The 16,526-nt window shown below is 71.8% G+C and carries 11 protein-coding genes; 4 read left to right on the top strand and 7 right to left on the bottom strand.

The annotated features are described in order from the left end of the window. Positions 1-26 precede the first annotated feature (26 nt). The 3 genes from Msi02_RS10100 to Msi02_RS10090 are packed head-to-tail and all read left to right on the top strand — an operon-like array spanning position 27 to position 3,685. A complete protein-coding gene (locus Msi02_RS10100; RefSeq protein WP_204048268.1) occupies positions 27-1,685 on the top strand; it encodes an ATP-binding protein in 1,659 nt (552 codons plus the stop codon). Then, complete coding sequence (locus Msi02_RS10095) at positions 1,682-2,353, top strand: response regulator (RefSeq protein ID WP_204048102.1); 672 nt, start codon at positions 1,682-1,684, stop codon at positions 2,351-2,353. Before Msi02_RS10100 ends, Msi02_RS10095 begins: the two co-directional genes overlap by 4 nt. Before the next feature lie 48 nt (positions 2,354-2,401). Next, positions 2,402-3,685 carry a molybdopterin-dependent oxidoreductase gene (locus tag Msi02_RS10090; protein WP_204048101.1) on the top strand — a complete coding sequence of 428 codons (1,284 nt, stop codon included), beginning with the start codon at positions 2,402-2,404 and terminating at the stop codon, positions 3,683-3,685. 70 nt (positions 3,686-3,755) lie between these two features. Here Msi02_RS10090 and Msi02_RS10085 read toward each other — a convergent pair whose 3' ends face one another. The 4 genes from Msi02_RS10085 to Msi02_RS10070 are packed head-to-tail and all read right to left on the bottom strand — an operon-like array spanning position 3,756 to position 10,066. Beyond that, positions 3,756-5,129 (bottom strand): NAD(P)/FAD-dependent oxidoreductase, encoded by a 1,374-nt coding sequence (locus Msi02_RS10085; protein ID WP_204048100.1) that lies wholly within the window; start codon positions 5,127-5,129, stop codon positions 3,756-3,758. Further along, positions 5,126-6,415: an MFS transporter gene (locus Msi02_RS10080; protein ID WP_204048099.1), complete on the bottom strand. Its 1,290-nt coding sequence runs from the start codon at positions 6,413-6,415 to the stop codon at positions 5,126-5,128. Before Msi02_RS10080 ends, Msi02_RS10085 begins: the two co-directional genes overlap by 4 nt. Then, complete coding sequence (locus Msi02_RS10075) at positions 6,412-8,061, bottom strand: hydantoinase B/oxoprolinase family protein (RefSeq protein WP_204048098.1); 1,650 nt, start codon at positions 8,059-8,061, stop codon at positions 6,412-6,414. The genes Msi02_RS10080 and Msi02_RS10075 overlap by 4 nt, the downstream gene beginning before the upstream one ends. Position 8,062: 1 nt before the next feature. Continuing rightward, on the bottom strand, positions 8,063-10,066 hold the full coding sequence (locus tag Msi02_RS10070; RefSeq protein ID WP_204048097.1) for a hydantoinase/oxoprolinase family protein: 2,004 nt from the start codon (positions 10,064-10,066) through the stop codon (positions 8,063-8,065). A 120-nt stretch (positions 10,067-10,186) separates the two neighbouring features. Between Msi02_RS10070 and Msi02_RS10065 the strand changes: the two genes are divergently transcribed. After that, positions 10,187-11,947 (top strand): ABC transporter substrate-binding protein, encoded by a 1,761-nt coding sequence (locus Msi02_RS10065; RefSeq protein ID WP_204048096.1) that lies wholly within the window; start codon positions 10,187-10,189, stop codon positions 11,945-11,947. A gap of 561 nt (positions 11,948-12,508) precedes the next feature. On the opposite strand, the gene Msi02_RS10060 is transcribed toward Msi02_RS10065, so the two are convergent. The 3 genes from Msi02_RS10060 to Msi02_RS10050 are packed head-to-tail and all read right to left on the bottom strand — an operon-like array spanning position 12,509 to position 16,503. Further along, positions 12,509-13,657 (bottom strand): acyl-CoA dehydrogenase family protein, encoded by a 1,149-nt coding sequence (locus Msi02_RS10060; RefSeq protein ID WP_204048095.1) that lies wholly within the window; start codon positions 13,655-13,657, stop codon positions 12,509-12,511. After that, on the bottom strand, positions 13,658-14,551 hold the full coding sequence (locus tag Msi02_RS10055) for a hydroxymethylglutaryl-CoA lyase (protein ID WP_204048094.1): 894 nt from the start codon (positions 14,549-14,551) through the stop codon (positions 13,658-13,660). Further along, positions 14,542-16,503, bottom strand: a complete 1,962-nt coding sequence (locus Msi02_RS10050; RefSeq protein WP_204048267.1) for an acetyl/propionyl/methylcrotonyl-CoA carboxylase subunit alpha — start codon at positions 16,501-16,503, stop codon at positions 14,542-14,544. Before Msi02_RS10050 ends, Msi02_RS10055 begins: the two co-directional genes overlap by 10 nt. Between the last annotated feature and the right edge of the window lie 23 nt (positions 16,504-16,526).

Here is a 16,526-nt window from a genome sequence, read left to right as displayed (position 1 = left end):
GCGAGGACGCTGAGGCCGTGACGACGATGACCGCCAGGCTCGGACGCTGGAGCCTGGCCCGGCAGGTGCTCGTGCTGCAGATCCTGGTGGTCGGGATCACAGTGGCCGGCGCCACCCTGCTCGGCTTCCTGCGTACGCGCGAGCTTCTCGGCGACGAGGCCGCGAGGACGACCAGGGCGGTGGCGATCAGCGTGGCCGACGCGCCCACCGTGCTCGACGCGCTGGACGACCCCGATCCCTCGGCCGTGCTCCAGCCGTACGCGGAGCGGGTGCGCGCGGAGGCCGGGCTCGACTTCATCACGATCATGAGCAGGGACGGCCGCAGGTACACCCATCCCAACCCCCGGCAGATCGGCGGGCGCTTCCTCGGCACCACGGCGCCCGCGCTGGCCGGGCGCACGTTCACCGAGACCTACACCGGCACCCTGGGGCCGTCCGTACGGGCCGTCACCCCCGTGCGGGACGCCACCGGCCGGGTGCGGGCACTGGTCAGCGCCGGCATCACGGTGGCGAAGATCAGTGCCGAGGTGCGCGAGCAGATCGGCGCGGCCCTCCTCACCGGCCTGCTCGGCCTGGCGGCGGGCATCGCGGGCGCCTACCTGGTGGGCGCCCGCCTGCGCCGCCAGACGCACGGGCTGGGCCCGGCGGAGCTGAGCCGCATGTACGAGTACCACAACGCGATCCTGCACGCGGTGCGCGAGGGGCTGCTGCTCGTCGACCGGGACGGCCGGCTGACCCTCGCCAACGACGGCGCCCGCGCGCTGCTCGGCCTGCCCGGCGACGCGGAGGGACGGCATGTGGGCGACCTGGGCCTGTCTCCCTCGCTGGCCGCGATGCTCGGTTCCGGGGAGAGCCGGTCCGACGAGATCCACCTGACCGGGGAGCGCGTGCTGGTGGCGAGCGCCGCCGTGGTCCGTTCCGGCGCGCGCTCGCTCGGCACGGTGGTCACGCTCCGCGACCACACCGAGCTGCAGGCCCTCACCGGGCAGCTCGACGCCGAACGCGGCTTCGCCGAGTCGCTCCGCTCGGCCGCCCACGAGGCCGCGAACCGGCTGCACACGGTCGTCGCGCTGGTGGAGCTGGGCCGAGCCGACCAGGCGGTGGAGTTCGCCACCGCGGAGCTGCGGGCGGCCCAGCGGCTCACCGACCGCGTCGTGGGCGCGGTCCGCGAACCCGTCCTCGCGGCGCTGCTGCTCGGCAAGAGCGCGGCGGCCGCCGAGCGCGGGGTCGACCTCGTGATCAGTCCCGACAGCGAGCTCGACGACGTCGCCCTCGACGCCCGCGACCTCGTGACCATCGTCGGCAACCTGATCGACAACGCGATCGACGCCGCCGTCCAGGGCACGCCGCCCGCCCGGGTCCGCGTCCACCTGCGCGCCGAGGACGGCACGTTCCTGATCCGGGTCGCCGACAGCGGTCCCGGGCTCGACCCCGGCGTCGTACGGGACGCGTTCCGGCGCGGCTGGTCCACCAAGGGCGACGGCCGGGGGCTCGGCCTCGCGATGGCGGGGCAGGCGGCCCGGCGCCTGGGCGGCGGCATCGAGGTGGGCACCGGTGCTCAGGGTGCCGGTGGCCAGGGCGCCGGTGGCCAGGGTGCGGTCTTCACCGTACGGCTCCCGCTGCCGCCCCGGCCGGCCCACGACGGCGTGACACGCGACCCGGCGCGCGAGGAGGTGCGGCCGTGATCTCGGTCCTGATCGTGGAGGACGAGGAGCTCACGGCCGAGGCGAACCGCCTGTACGTCGAGCGGGTGCCGGGCTTCCGGGTCGCCGGCGTGGCCCGGTCCGGCGGCGAGGCCGTCCGCGCGCTGCGCCGCGAACCGGTGGATCTCGTGCTTCTCGACCTCTACCTGCCGGACATGCACGGGCTGGACGTCTGCCGGGCCATGCGGGCCGCGGGCCTCCCCTGTGACGTCATCGCCGTCACCTCCGCGCGGGACCTGTCGGTGGTCAGGTCGGCCGTCTCCGCCGGGGTGGTGCAGTATCTGCTCAAGCCGTTCACCTTCGCCCTGCTGCAGGAGAAGCTCGAACGATACGCGGCGTTCCGCTCGTCGATCAGCGGGCCGGGCGAGGTCAGCGGCCAGGGCGAGGTGGACCGGGCGCTGTCCACCCTGCGCGGGACCGCCCGCCCCCACCTGCCCAAGGGGATGACGGCCGACACCCTGGAGGCGGTGGCGGGCGCGCTGCGGGACGTCGCCGGCGGCCTGTCGGCCCAGGCCGTGGGCACGGCCGTGGGAGTGTCCCGGGTGACGGCCCGGCGCTACCTGGAACACCTCGTCGACACCGGCGTCGCGCGCCGGGTCCCGCAGTACGGCGGCCCCGGCCGCCCGGAACTCCGCTACACCATCGCCTGACCGAGGCACCTGCCCCGAAATGGGCAGGTATACGTCGAGGTGAGGGCCATGGAAGATCGTCGTCGACACGACCGCACCGGGAGCGGAGAGACGGGATGCTCCCGCCGCCGGTTCCTCGCCTACTCGGCCGCGGGACCGCTGGCCCTCGCCGCCGTAGGGCAGGCGCCACCGCGGCGGGCCGCCCCCGGAACCACCCGGCAGGACTTCGTCGTGCAGGAGACCCCGTCTCGCTACTTCTCCCACCGGGGTAACGGCTCGGAGGAGATGAAGTGGGGTCCGGTCGGCGGATATGGGGATCTGATCCCCAACGACCGGTTCTACATCCACAACCGGGCCCGCCCGCCGCACATCGACCGTTCGTCGTGGCGACTGGAGATCACCGGCGACGCGGTCTCGCGTCCCAGGTCGTTCTCGTACGCGGACCTGCTCGCGCTGCCTCAGGTCACCCTGCGCCGCACCCTCGACTGCGGCGCGAACTGCTCGGCCTTCTTCCCCGAGCTCCCGCCGTCGGGCGACGGCCGATGGCTACCCACCGGTTACACCCAATGGCACTTCGGCGCGGTCGGCGCCGCCGAGTGGACCGGCGTACGGGTCAGGGACGTGCTCGCGGCGGCCGGACTCGGCCACGCCGTGGACGTGCGGTTCACCGGCCTGGACGAGATCGCCACCCCGGAGGGGACCGTGCACTACTCGGAGGTCGTCCCCGCCGGCAAGGCCCTGCGGGACGACAGCCTGCTGGTGCACCACATGAACGGGGCCGACCTGCCCGCCGACCACGGCTACCCGCTGCGCGCCCTCATGTCCGGGTGGGGCGCCAACACGGCGGTGAAGTGGCTCGGCACGATCGAGGCGTCCGTACGGCGCCTGCCTCCGCAGGGCCCGCAGCGCAACCAGGTGCTCATCGGCCCGTCCTACCCCACCCCCGTCCGGCCGACCGTCGGCCGGGTCCGCAGCGCCCTCGAACTCGACGACGGCGTCACGCTCCCGCCGGGCGACCACACGCTGCACGGCCGGGCCTGGTCCGGCGCCGGGACGATCGACCGCGTCGACGTCGCGATCGAGCGGCTGATCGCCCCCGGGCGCTGGATGCCGGAGATGCCCTGGCGCGGGGCGACGCTCCTCACCCCGCCCGAGCCGCTGATCTGGGTGCGGTTCGAGGTGCCGTGGCAAGGTGCGCGGCCGGGGCGATACCGCGTGATGTCACGGGCCCGCGACAAGGCGGGCAACGTCCAGCCCCGGCCCGCCGACGTCCCGTGGAACCAGCACGGGCTCGGCTACGACGGCCACGCCCCGCTGTACCTCACCGTCCTCCCGCCCCGGACCATGCCGTAGAGATCCGCATCCGCCCGTGGGGTCCCCCGCCGCGCGCCGCAGGCGCGGTGCACGGCACCGGTCGTGACCATCAGTCGCGGCGGGCGACCTTGTCGGCGATTCTGGCGAGGGGCGAGGAGGTCACCCGTCCGGCGACCACTTCCTGACGATCGGCCTCGCGGTAGGCCATGTACATCCCTTGCACGCCCAGCCAGCGCAACGGCTCGGGCTCCCACTTCCTGACCTTCCTGCCCACCCAGGGCAGCCTGGTCAGCGTCGTGTCGGCGCCCAGAACGAGGTCGCGGAGCGTGCGGCCGGCGAGATTCGCCGTGGCCACACCGTGTCCCACATAGCCTCCCGCCCAGCCGAGTCCCGTGCGCCGGTCCAGCCCGACGGTGGAGCACCAGTCACGGGGCACGCCGAGCACGCCGGACCAGGCATGCGCGATCTCGGCGTCGGCGGTGGACGGGAACAGCCTGACGAGCGCGTCCCGCAACTGCCGTACGGTCGCCGCCCGGGTGCGGCCGTCGTTGTCCGTCCTCGATCCGAATCTGTAGGGCCAGCCCCGCCCGCCGATCGCGATCCTGTCGTCCGCGGTCCGCTGCGCGTAGATGTACGCATGGGACACGTCGCCGAGCAGTTCCCTGCCCGTCCAGCCGATCCGCGCCCAGAACCGCTCCCCGAGCGGTTCTGTGACGATCAGCGAGGAGTTCATCGGCAGCCAGGTGCGCCGCTCACCCGGCAGTCCGGCGGTGAATCCCTCGGTCGCCCTGATCACGAACCGGGCCTTGACGGTCCCGTACGGCGTCTCGGCCATGTGGGGGGCGATTCCGGTCGCCGGGGTGGACTCGTAGATCTCGACGCCCAGCCCCTCCACGGCCCGTGCCAGCCCTTGGACCAGCTTGGCCGGCTGGACCCGGGCGCAGTGCGGGGTGTAGGACGCGCCGAGCGCACCGGCGACGCCGATCCTGGCGACCGTCTCCTCCGCGTCGAGCAGCACCACGTCGTCGTCCCACTCCTGGGCGGTGACGACCTGCCGACGCAGCCTGGGCAGCTGGGCGGGCGCGTGCGCCACGCGCAGCATGCCGTTCTTCACGATGTCGGCCTCGATCCCCTCGGCGGCGGCCACCGCGACGATCTCGTCGACGCTGCCGTTCATCTCCCGCTGAAGGTCGAGAACGGCCTGCCGGCCGTGCGTGGCGGCGAAGCGCCGCCGTGACCCGGCGAGGGCCGCCGTGATCCAGCCGCCGTTGCGACCGGAGGCGCCGTAGCCGGCGAAGCTGCGCTCGAGGACCGCGATCCGGAGGGCCGGATCGCCTTTCTTCAGGTAGTACGCGGTCCACAGGCCGGTGTAGCCGCCGCCGACGATGCACACGTCGACGTCGAGGGACCGGTCGAGCGGCCGGCGACGACTGGGCAGGCCGATCTCGCGATACCAGAACGACACGCCTCCGTTGACGGTCACCGCGCCACCCCCACGGCAGGAGCGGGCACGGCCACGCCCTCGCGGACGCGCCCGATGCGCAGGCAGACCAGCGTGAACGCGTAGAACAGCACGGTTGTCAGGGCGACCGGCCAGTAGTGGCCGCCGGTCCACTCCAGCGACGCGGTGGAGAACAGCGGCACGACGCCTCCGCCGATGGCCCCGGCGAGCTGGTAGGACAGCGACATGCCGGTGTAGCGGACGCGCGGCGCGAACAACTGGGCCACGTACGCCGCGCCCACCGAGTAGGTGGCGGTCACGCCGATGAGCCCGACGCCGACGCCCACGCAGAGCCAGAAGGCGCTGCCGGTCCCGAATAGCCAAAACGGCGGCACCGCCCAGAGGAGCCCCGCCACGGCGCCCCAGCCGATCACCTTGGCCTTGCCGTGCTTGTCGCCCATGGCGGCGAAGACGAACATGAGCGCCGCCTCGACCACCGCTGCCACGATCTGCCCGGCCAGTGCGGTGGATTTGGGCAGGCCCAGCTGAGTCGTGGTGTAGGCGAGCATGAACGTGGTGAGCAGGTAGTAGGCGACGAAGCCGCCCGCGAAGATGCCCAGGCCCACCACGATCTGCCGCCATGAGGTGCGCAGGCACTCGACGATGGGCAGCGCGTCCGATCGCTTGGACTTCTGGAAGTCGGGGGTCTCCTCGATCCTCAGACGCACCACGAAGCCCACCACGACCAGCACGATGGAGACGAGGAACGGGAGACGCCAGCCCCAGCTCTCGAACTGCTCGGCGGTCAGCAGGCCGTTGAGCACCGTGAACATGACGGTGGCGAGGAGCAGCCCGACCGGCGAGCCGATCTGCGCGAACGCACCGAAGAACGAGCGCCGCCGCGCAGGCGCGTGCTCGACGGAGATGAGCGCCGCGCCGCCCCACTCACCACCGACCGCCAGGCCCTGAACGAAGCGCAGGACGACGAGCAGCAGAGGTGCGAGCGCGCCGATGCCGCTGTATGTGGGCACGCAGCCGACCAGGAAGGTCGCGGTGCCCATCATGAGCAGCGTCCAGACAAGCGACTTCTTACGCCCGATCCGGTCCCCGAAGTGACCGAACACGATGGCGCCGAGTGGCCTGGCGACGTAGCCGACGGCATACGTGGCGAATGCCGACAGCACGCCCGCGATCGGAGACAGCGTGGGGAAGAACAGCTTGTTGAAGACCAGCGCGGACGCGGTCGTGTAGATGAAGAAGTCGTACCATTCGATGCTCGTGCCGAGCGCGGACGCGAGTGCCACACGGCGCATCTGCGGTTTCGTCATTGGGGGGTCTCCTTCACGATCAAGCCGTCCCTCAGGTCGGCCTCGCGGTCTGCCACCGGCCTCTCGGCGGGCGGGCCGTAGCCTCCGCCTCCGCCGGTGCGCAGGCTGATCCGTTCACCGGCGGCGAGCTTGACCGCGTCGATGTGGGACAGCCGCTGGATGGTCCCGTCGGACCTGGTCACCTCGAGCCCGCCGGTGGCGCCGTCGCCGCCGCCGAAGAGGCCGCGGGCGCCGTAGCGGTGCCGGTCGGAATAGGCGGAGAAGGTGACGCCGTCCCTGGTCGCCTCGTAGGTGCGCACGAAGCCGAGGCCGCCGCGGTTGCGGCCGTCTCCTCCCGAGCCGGGGATGAGGGCGAACTCCGTCACCCTGAAGTGCGAGTAGTCGATCTCCAGCGCCTCGACGGGGGCGCTGGCGCAGTTGGAGATCGGATTGTCGAGCCCGTCCGCGCCGTCCTGTCCGGGACCCGCGCCCCAGCCGCCGCCGAGCACCTCCAGGACCACCTGGTATTCGTGGCTGTCGGGGTCGAGGTAGCTGAGCGCCGCGGCGCTGGTCGTGTCGTAGCCCGTGGCCACGACACGGTCGGGCAGCGCGTCGGCGAGCGCCCGGATCACCGCGTCGAACGCACGGCTGGCCGGGGTGAGCCTGGCCCGGACGGCGGCCGGCGCGGCCGGGTTGAGGATCGAGCCGTAAGGGGCCTTCACCGTGATGGGCCGGTTGCAGCCCTCGTTGAACGGGATGTCCTTGTCCCTGAGCAGGCCGCGGATCGCACTCTGCACGGAGGAGACCGTCGAGGCGAACGGGCAGTTGAGGTTGGCGCCGACCTGAGGGTCGGTGCCGGTGAAGTCGACCTCGATGTCGGAGCCCCGCACGCGGACGGAGACCCTGACGTGGTGCCGATCGCCTCCCCAGGACGACGCGTCGATGATCTCTTCGGCGGAGTAGTCGCCGTCCGGGATCTCGGAGATGGAGTCACGCAGCCGCCGCTCGGCGTAGTTCTGCAGTTCCTCCATCACCGCGAAGGTGAGCTCGGCCCCATATCTGGAGACCAGCTCACGCAGCCGTTCCGCGGCGACGCTGTTGGCCGCGAACTGCGCGTTCAGATCGCCCACCACGAGGTCGGGAACCCGGACGTTGAGCCGGAACAGCTGCTCGACGAAGCCGCCGTGCCAGTCACGGGAGACCGAGAACGGCCGGCCGGGCAGGCGCAGCCCCTCCTGGAAGACCTCCTTGGCGTTGATGGTCAGTCCCGGCTCGCCGCCCCCGATGTCCACGTGGTGCGCGACACTGGCCGCGAACCCGACGAGCAGGTCCTCATGGAAGACGGGTGTGAACAGATAGATGTCCTGCAGGTGCTGACCGCCGTTGAAGGGATCGTTGTAAAGGATCGCGTCGTCGGCCGTGAGAGTGCGCGGGTCATTGCCGGCCAGCACGGCGGCGATCGCGTGCGAGATGCCGGCGGTCATGATGGGGATGGCCTCGGCCTGGCTGACCACGTTGCCGTGTGGATCGACGAGCGCCACCGCGTAGTCCCGTGCCTCCCGCACGACCGAGGAGAACGCGGCACGCCGCAGGTTCGCCGCCATCTCCCGGGGGATCGCCGCCAGCGCGGTGCCGACGATGTTCAGGGTGACCGGATCGACCGTCATGTCAGGCTCCTCGCGTCAGCAGCAGGTTGGTGGCGTCGTCCACGGCGGCTGTCCAGCCGGGCGGCACATAGGTGGTGGCGGAGTCCTCCTCGATCACCGCGGGTCCGTTGATCGCGAAGCCGGGCGGCAACCCCGCCCTCCACAGGAACGCGCAGGTCTGTTCCCTCCCGTCGATCACGACGGGCAGGTCCTCGCGGCGCGCAGAGCCTTCCACCTGTACGGCGGGCAACGCCGTGTCGCGCCGGGGCAGCCGGAGGGTGAGCCGGTAGGTGACGACCTGAACCGGCTTGCCCCGAGTGGCATGGCCATACCTGAGGGTGTGGGCATCGTGGAACAGCCCGGCGGCCTCGGCCGGCCCCGCTCCCCTCGGCACCGGGACCGTCAGCTCGAAGCCCTGGCCCCGGTAACGCAGATCCAGCTCGTGTTCGACGAGCATGTCGTCCGGGTTCATGTCCTGGGCGGCGATCTCGGCGCGGGCGTCGGCGAGCAACTCGGCGAAGACGTCGTCGAGCTCGCCCGGCGCCAGCTCGTGCAGGTCCGCCACCCGGGTGACCGCGAAGCGGCGCTGGAAGTCGGAGCTGAGCAGGCCGTACGCGGACATGAGGCCGGCGTGCGGCGGGACCAGCACGGTCCTTATGCCCAGCTCGCCGGCGACCGCGGCGGCGTGCAGCGGGCCGGCGCCGCCATAGGCGACGAGCGTGTGATCGCGGGGGTCGTGACCGCGCTCGGTGGAGACCAGCCTGATCGCTCCCGCCATCGCGACGTTCGCGATGCGGAAGACGTCCTCGGCGAGCTGGGCGGGTGTACGTCCCAGCGGACCGGCGAGCACGTCGAGCGCCTGCACGGCGGCCGGCCGGTCGAGCGCGTGCCTGCCGCCGAGGAAATGACCCGGACGGATCAGTCCGCGGGTGACGTTCGCGTCCGTCACGGTCGGGACCGTTCCCCCTCGGCCGTAGCACGCGGGACCCGGATCGGCGCCGGCGCTCCGCGGGCCGACCTGGAGCATGCCGCCCGGATCGAGCTGGACGATGCTGCCGCCGCCCGCACCCACGGTGGCGATGTCCACCATGGAGAGCTTGACCGGAATCCTGTCGATCATGGACTCGTTGGTGATCTGGGGCCGGCCTCCCGTCACCAGGCAGACGTCGGTGCTGGTTCCGCCCATGTCCATGGTGACGATGTCGCCGATGCCCGCCGCGGCGGCGACCGCGACGGCGCCGGCAACCCCGGCGGCCGGGCCCGACAGCAGCACGTGGATCGGCCGCCGCCGTACGTAGGCGGCGGGCACCACACCGCCGTTCGACTGCATCATCGACACCGCGCCCATGCCACGCCCGGCGAGGGAACGCTCCAGGCGGCTCAGGTAGCCGTCCACCGTCGGCTTGACGAAGGCGTCGATGGTGGTGCTGCTGGCCCGCTCGTACTCGCGGAACTCCGCCACGACCTCGCTGGACAGCGAGACGTCGAGGGCGGGCGCGACCTCGGCGGCGAGCTCACGGACCCGCTGCTCGTGGGCGGGGTTGCGGTAACTGTGCAGGAAGCACACGGCGATCGAGGTGACGCCGAGCCCGGCCAGCTCGGACACCGCTTCACGGACGGCCTGTTCGTCGAGCGCGACCAGCGGCTTGCCGTTCGCGTCGAGCCGCTCCGGCACCTCGCGCACCAGCTCGCGCCGCACGAGTGGCCGCGGCTTGCGGTAATGCAGGTCGTACATCACGTCGCGGTCGTGCCGTTGCAGCTCAAGGACGTCGCGGAAGCCCTGGGTGACGATGAGGCCGAGCTTCGGTCCCTTCCGCTCGAGGACGGCGTTCGTGGCGACCGTGGAACCATGCAGGAGCGGCGTACCGGACAGGTCGACCGTCTCCAGACGGGAGATGGCCTCCAGTACGGCGAGGGACGGGTCGGCCGGGGTGGAGAACACCTTCCCAGTGGCGACAAGCCGTCCGACGTCATCGAGCAACACCAGGTCGGTGAAGGTTCCGCCGCACTCCACGCCGAGTCTCATCGCAGTCCTCTCTGTCGATTGGAGAAACGGTCACATGGCCTACTATCTGCGGCAATACGTCGATTACCCTATGGACAACCCTTGCCGGGACCGCACCGCCTGAAGTACGAGGAGACGCCCGTGGATGTGTCCTCCCTGCCGGGGATGGCACGCGTCTCCGCCGACGGCACGGTGATGCGGCTGGACGACATCGGGGTCGACCTCTCCGGCAGGCCGATGCTGATAAGGGCGGCGATCGCGCTGTTGCGGGCGGGACGCGACGCCCTCACCTTCCTGGAGGTCGAGCGGGACGAGCGCTGGACGCACGTCTCGATGACGGTCGCGCGCGAGACGGACGACGTGGTGGTGTCCGCGGTCGAGGTGCCGCCGCCGTACGGGCTCACCCCGCGCGAGCTCGACGTGCTGACCCTCCTGGCCGGAGGGCTCACCAACACCGACGTGGCGCATTATCTGGGCACCAGTCCGCGCACGGTTTCCAAGCAGGTGGAGAGTGTGCTGGCCAAGCTCGGCCAGGCGACCCGCAGCGGCGCCGCCGCCTTCGCGGTCGACCACGGCCTTCTCCGGCTGCCGCTCCCCGGCCGCTGTCCGGAACTGGCCGCCCTCGCGGTGGGCGCCGTGGACAAGCTGATGCACACCGCGGGGCCCCTGCCCGCGTTCGCGACCTTCGGGGTGGTGCCACGCCGGCCGGTCGCGGTCGCGCCGCACGAAGTCGGGCTGTTGCTGCCGCTGCTGGGCGCCTCGGGGGACGACGGCGAGCAGATGCGCCGCGGAGCCGAGCTGGCCGTTGAGGAACTCAACGCGCGCGGCGGCGTGGCGGGCAGGCTTGTGCGCACCTATGTCACCGCTGTGGACGCGCTCGACGCCGAGTCGGTCTCGGCGGGCCTGGCGGAGCTCGCGGCCAGGGAGGTGTCGGCCATCGTCGGCGGCTATCTGCTGACCGACGAGCGGGCCTCGTACGAGATCGTGGCCGACTATGGCGCGCCCTACCTCAACATCGCCACCAGCGATCTGCAGGCCGCGTGGGTGCGGCAGGAGCCGGACAGGTTCGGCCGGATCTTCCAGACCGGCCCCACTCGCGGCAACTACGGCAAGGGCTTCGCCCGTTTCCTGCACGAGCTCAGACCGCGTCGGCGGAGTGTCGGCTTCGTCGAGACCACGATGCCGGACACGCAGGCGTTCAACGAGGAGACTTCGCGGCTGATCGAACAGGCGGGGCTGACCATCGACTTCGTCGTCAGGCTCACCCCGCCGTACGACGACTGGAACGAGGCGCTGCGCGCCATCCGCACCCACACGCCGGGCGCGGTGATGATCACGCATCACCTGGCAGAGGAGGCGGCCGCGTTCCAACGGGAGTTCGTGCGCGAGCCGTCGCCGACGCTGGTCTACATGGTCTACACGCCGGCCGTACCGCAGTTCCTGCGGCTGGCCGGGCAAGCGGCGGAAGGCGTCGTGTGGGCGACCGTCACCGGCCTCTACGGCGACAGCCGGGGTCGCGCCTTCGTCGACCGCTTCACCAGGAAGTACGGCGCCGCGCCGGGCAGGGCCGTGGCGAGCGCGGCCTACGACCAGATCAACCTGCTGGCCCTGGCCTGGGCATCGTGCGGGCGCCCCCAAGACTTCGACGCCGTCGCCCGCGACCTGCGCGCACTCGTCTACCGCGGCGTCAACGGGGTCTACGACCTCGACCGAGGCGGGCAGACCAGCGTGGCCTTCCCCGACGAGATCGCCGACCCCTCGCTCGGTCAGGCGCACCTCATCTTCCAGGTCCAAGGCGGCGCACACCGGATCATCAGCCCCACGCCCTATGCGGAGGCGACGTTCCGTCAACCGCCGTGGATCGGCCCTTCGACCGGCTTAGGCGGCACGGGGATCGGGTAGCGACGCGCAGCGGACGACGTCGGCGGCGCCCGCACCGAGGGGAAGGTCAGTCTCCGGACCCGCGCCAGCCGAACGCAACGTCGATGCCCTTCTCGACTGCGGGCTCTCGAGGCCACCTGGGGGGATAGCGCAACGGCCGCCGTATTACGGTGACCAGAGGAGAACGCAGCCAGGCGGATGTCTGGCGGTCGTTGGCGGCGGTGGCTGCCGGTTGCCGATCTGGACTGGGCCTGCCCCGATAGACCCGGACCTGCTGCAGTTGAGTTGGATAGCCGTTCGCGGTGCGTAGGCTCGCGATGAGGGTGCCGAGGCGGTGAGGATCGACGTGGCCTTCTGCCGGGTGTGTGCCACGAGGCCAAGGCACGCAAGGCCGAGCCATGAACGTTCTGGTAGTCCAGGAAAGTACGAGGCGTGCGGGGGTCAATACTCTCTGATACCAGGTTTCGCTACACCGCACAGAAAAAATCCCCGCCAGTCCCTTGGGACGACGGGGAGGAATCGAAGTCAGTTTACAACGGGCACACGGCCGAGGGCGAGCGATCCGGGCCAGACGGAACCGGCTCAGGCGGGCAGGCCGAGTTCGCGGGCGATGAGCATGCGCTGCACCTCGCTGGTGCCCTCGCCGATCTCCAGGATCTTCGCGTCCCGGTAGAAGCGGCCGACGGGGAACTCGTTCATGAAGCCGTAGCCGCCGAAGATCTGGGTGGCGTCGCGGGCGTTGTCCATCGCGGCGTTGGACGACACGAGCTTGGCGATCGCCGCCTCCTTCTTGAACGGCAGACCGGCCAGCATCCGCTCGGCGGCGTGGTAGTAGGCCAGCCGGGCCGTGTGCACCCTGGCCTCCATGTCGGCGATCTTGAACTGCATGGCCTGGTAGCGGCCGATCTCCTGACCGAAGGCCCGGCGCTCCCGCACGTACCGCAGCGACTCGTCCACGCAGCCCTGGGCGAGGCCCACCGACAGCGCGGCGATGGCCACCCGGCCCTCGTCCAGCGTCTGGAGGAACTGCGCGTAGCCCCGGCCGCGCTCGCCCAGCAGGTTCTCCTCCGGGACGCGGCAGTCCGCGAACGACAGCTCCCGGGTGTCGGAGGCCGACCAGCCGACCTTGGAGTACTTCTTCGACACCGTGAAGCCCGGCGTGCCCGACGGCACGAGGATCGTGGAGATCTCCGGCCTGCCGTCCTCCCTTCGGCCGGTGATCGCCGCCACCGCGACGACGCCGGTGATGTCGGTGCCCGAGTTGGTGATGAACGCCTTCGAGCCGTTGATCACCCATTCGCCGCCGTCGAGGACGGCCGTGGTGCGCATGCCACCCGGCACGTCCGACCCGCCGCCGGGCTCGGTCAGCCCGAACGCCCCGAGGACCTCCCCCGCCGCCATCTTCGGCAGCCACCGCTGCTTCTGGGCGTCCGTGCCGAACCGCAGGATCGGCATCTCGCCCAGCGAGACCGCCGCCTCCAGGGTGATCGCCACCGAGGAGTCGACCCTGGCCAGCTCCTCCAGGGCCAGGCACAGCGCGAAGTAGTCGCCGCCCATGCCGCCGTACTCCTCAGGGACGGGCAGGCCGAACAGGCCCATCGCGCCCATCTTGCGGACGATGTCGTACGGGAACTCGCACCGCTCGTAGTAGTCCCCGATGACGGGGGCCACCACCTCGCGGGCGAACTCCTCGACCGACTTGCGCAGTTCGACGTGCTCGTCGTTGAGCATCTAGATCTCCTTGGCGAGAGCCTGGACGACGCGGGAGGGGCTCGGCCGGCCCAGGATTTCGGCGAGCCAGAGGCTGGTGGCGGCCAGCGACCTGACGTCCACCCCGGTCTCGACGCCGAGACCGTCGAGCATCCAGACCAGGTCCTCGGTCGCGAGGTTGCCGGTGGCGCTCTTGGCGTACGGGCAGCCGCCGATGCCGCCGGCGGAGGAGTCCACGACCGTGATCCCCCGCTTGATCGCGGTGAGCGTGTTGGCGAGGGCCTGTCCGTACGTGTCGTGGAAGTGGACGGCCAGCCGGTCGGGCCCGACGCCGGCCTCGGCGAAGGCGTCGAGCAGCGCCTCGACGTGCCGGGGCGTGCCGACGCCGATCGTGTCGCCGAGCGACAGCTCGTAGCAGCCGAGGTCGAGCAGCCTGCGCCCGACCCGGGCGACCTGCTCGGGCGCGACCGGTCCTTCCCATGGGTCGGCGAAGCACATCGACACGTACGCCCTGACCCGCATGCCGTGGGCGAGGGCCCGTTCGACGACGGGGGCGAACATCTCGAACTGCGACTCGACGGTCCGGTTCAGGTTGCGCTGGGCGAACGACTCGGTGGCGCTGCCGAAGATCGCGATGTCGGTCACTCCCTGCTCCAGCGCGCGGTCGAGGCCCCGCTCGTTGGGGACGAGCACCGGGTAGCGGACTCCGGGCACCCGGGGCAGGCTCTCCAGCAGTTCCCCGGCGTCGGCGAGCTGCGGCACCCACTTGGGGTGGACGAAGCTCGTCGCCTCGATGGTCGTCAGCCCGGCCTCGGCCAGCCGCCCGATGAACTCACGCTTGACCTCGACGGGCACGACGGCCGACTCGTTCTGCAGGCCGTCGCGCGGGCCGACCTCGTAGATCGTCACTCGCACGGCGTCACCCTCGCCAGGACCGCGTCCAGCTCCACCGTCTGCCCCGGCCGGGCCCGCAGCTCGGCGAGCACGCCGTCGGCCGGCGCCGTCAGGGTGTGTTCCATCTTCATCGCCTCCACCACGACCAGCGGCTGCCCCGCGGTGACCCGGTCGCCCTCCGCCGCCTTCACGAGCAGCACCGTTCCCGGCATCGGGCTGCGTACGACCCCGTCGCCGGCGAGCGCCCCGCCCTGCCGGTCCTTCGGGTCGCCGGGATCGTGCCGGGTGACGGGCCATGCGCGACCACCCTCGGCGAGCCACACCGTGTCGCGGTTCCGGGCCACCGCGTACCGCCGGGTGACGCCGCCGAGGGTGACCGCCGCCTCGTCGGTGCCGCTCCACTCCAGCCGCGCACGGCCGAGTGAACGATCGTTAACTTCGATCTCCGCGTCATCGGCGGCGCCCCGGACCCGTACGGGCACGCCGAGCCGGTGCACGGTCCAAGCGGGCTCCCCGACGCGCCAGCCGTCCGCGACGTCCCACGGGTCGTCCGTCGTACGCCCGGAGACGTGGAACCCGGTGTGGAACCCCGCGTGGAAGACGAGCGCGGCCGCCGCCAGCACCTCGTCCGGCACCCCGCCGGTCACCAGGTCGCCGAGCCGCCGCTCCACCAGCCCGGTGTCGAGCCGCCCGGCCGCGACCTCGGGGTCGGCCAGCAGCGCGCGCAGGAACCCGATGTTCGTGGTGACCCCGAGGATCACGGTCGAGGCCAGCGCCCGGTCGAGGGCCGCGAGCGCGCCCGCCCGGTCGGGGGCCCAGGCCACCGCCTTGGCCAGCATGGGGTCGTAGTCGCTGCCCACGGCCATCCCTCCGGTCAGCCCGGAGTCGAACCGCACGCCCTCGCCCGCGGGCTCGCGCAGTGCGAGGATCCGGCCGCCGGTCGGCAAGAAGTCGCGGGCCGGATCCTCGGCGTAGACGCGGGCCTCGACGGCGTGGCCGCGCAGGCGCACCTCGTCCTGCCCGAACGGCAGCAGCTCCCCCGCCGCGATCCGCAGTTGCAGTTCGACCAGGTCGAGGCCCGTGACCATCTCGGTGACCGGATGCTCGACCTGCAGCCGCGTGTTCATCTCCATGAAGAAGAAGTCGCCGGGATGGGAGCCGGGGACGATGAACTCGACCGTCCCGGCGCCGACATAACCGACCGACCGGGCGGCCTGCACCGCCGCCGCCCCCATGCGGGCCCGCGTCTCGTCGTCGAGCAGCGGCGAGGGCGCCTCCTCGACGATCTTCTGGTGGCGCCGCTGCAGGCTGCACTCACGCTCGCCGAGGTGGACGACGTTCCCGTGGCCGTCGGCCATGATCTGGATCTCGATGTGCCGGGGCCGGTCCACGAACCGCTCGATCAGCAGGGTGCCGTCCCCGAAGGCGGCCGTCGCCGTACGGCGGGCCGACTCGACGGCCGCGGCCAGGGCGTCGGCGGACTCGACCCGCAGCATGCCCTTGCCGCCCCCGCCGGCGGACGGCTTGATCAGCACGGGGAAGCCGATGCGCTCGGCGACCTCGGCCAGGTCGTCGTGCGGTTCCGCGCCGCCGGGCACGACCGGCACACCCGCGCGGGCGACCGTCTCCTTGGCCCGGATCTTGTCGCCCATGGCCTCGATGGCCCCGGCCGGCGGGCCGACGAACACCAGGCCGTCGGCCGCGCAGCGCTGGGCGAACTCGGCGTTCTCGGAGAGGAAGCCGTACCCGGGGTGGATCGCCTCGGCGCCGCTCGCCCGGGCGGCCTCGACGATCGCGTCGATGTCGAGGTAACCGCGCGGGAGCCGTACGGCGAGGTCGGCCTCGCGTACGTGGCGGGCGTCGCGGTCGGCGTCGCTGTGCACGGCGACCGCGCGGATCCCCATCGCGCGCAGCGTACGGATGATCCGGACGGCGATCTCGCCCCGGTTGGCGATCAGGACACTGGAGAACATCACGAGAGAACCCGACGCAGTGA

The organism is Microbispora siamensis (assembly GCF_016863095.1).
Classification (GTDB): domain Bacteria; phylum Actinomycetota; class Actinomycetes; order Streptosporangiales; family Streptosporangiaceae; genus Microbispora; species Microbispora siamensis.
The sequence above is the reverse complement of the archived record's forward strand: the minus strand, read 5'-3'. Positions and strand labels throughout refer to the sequence as shown.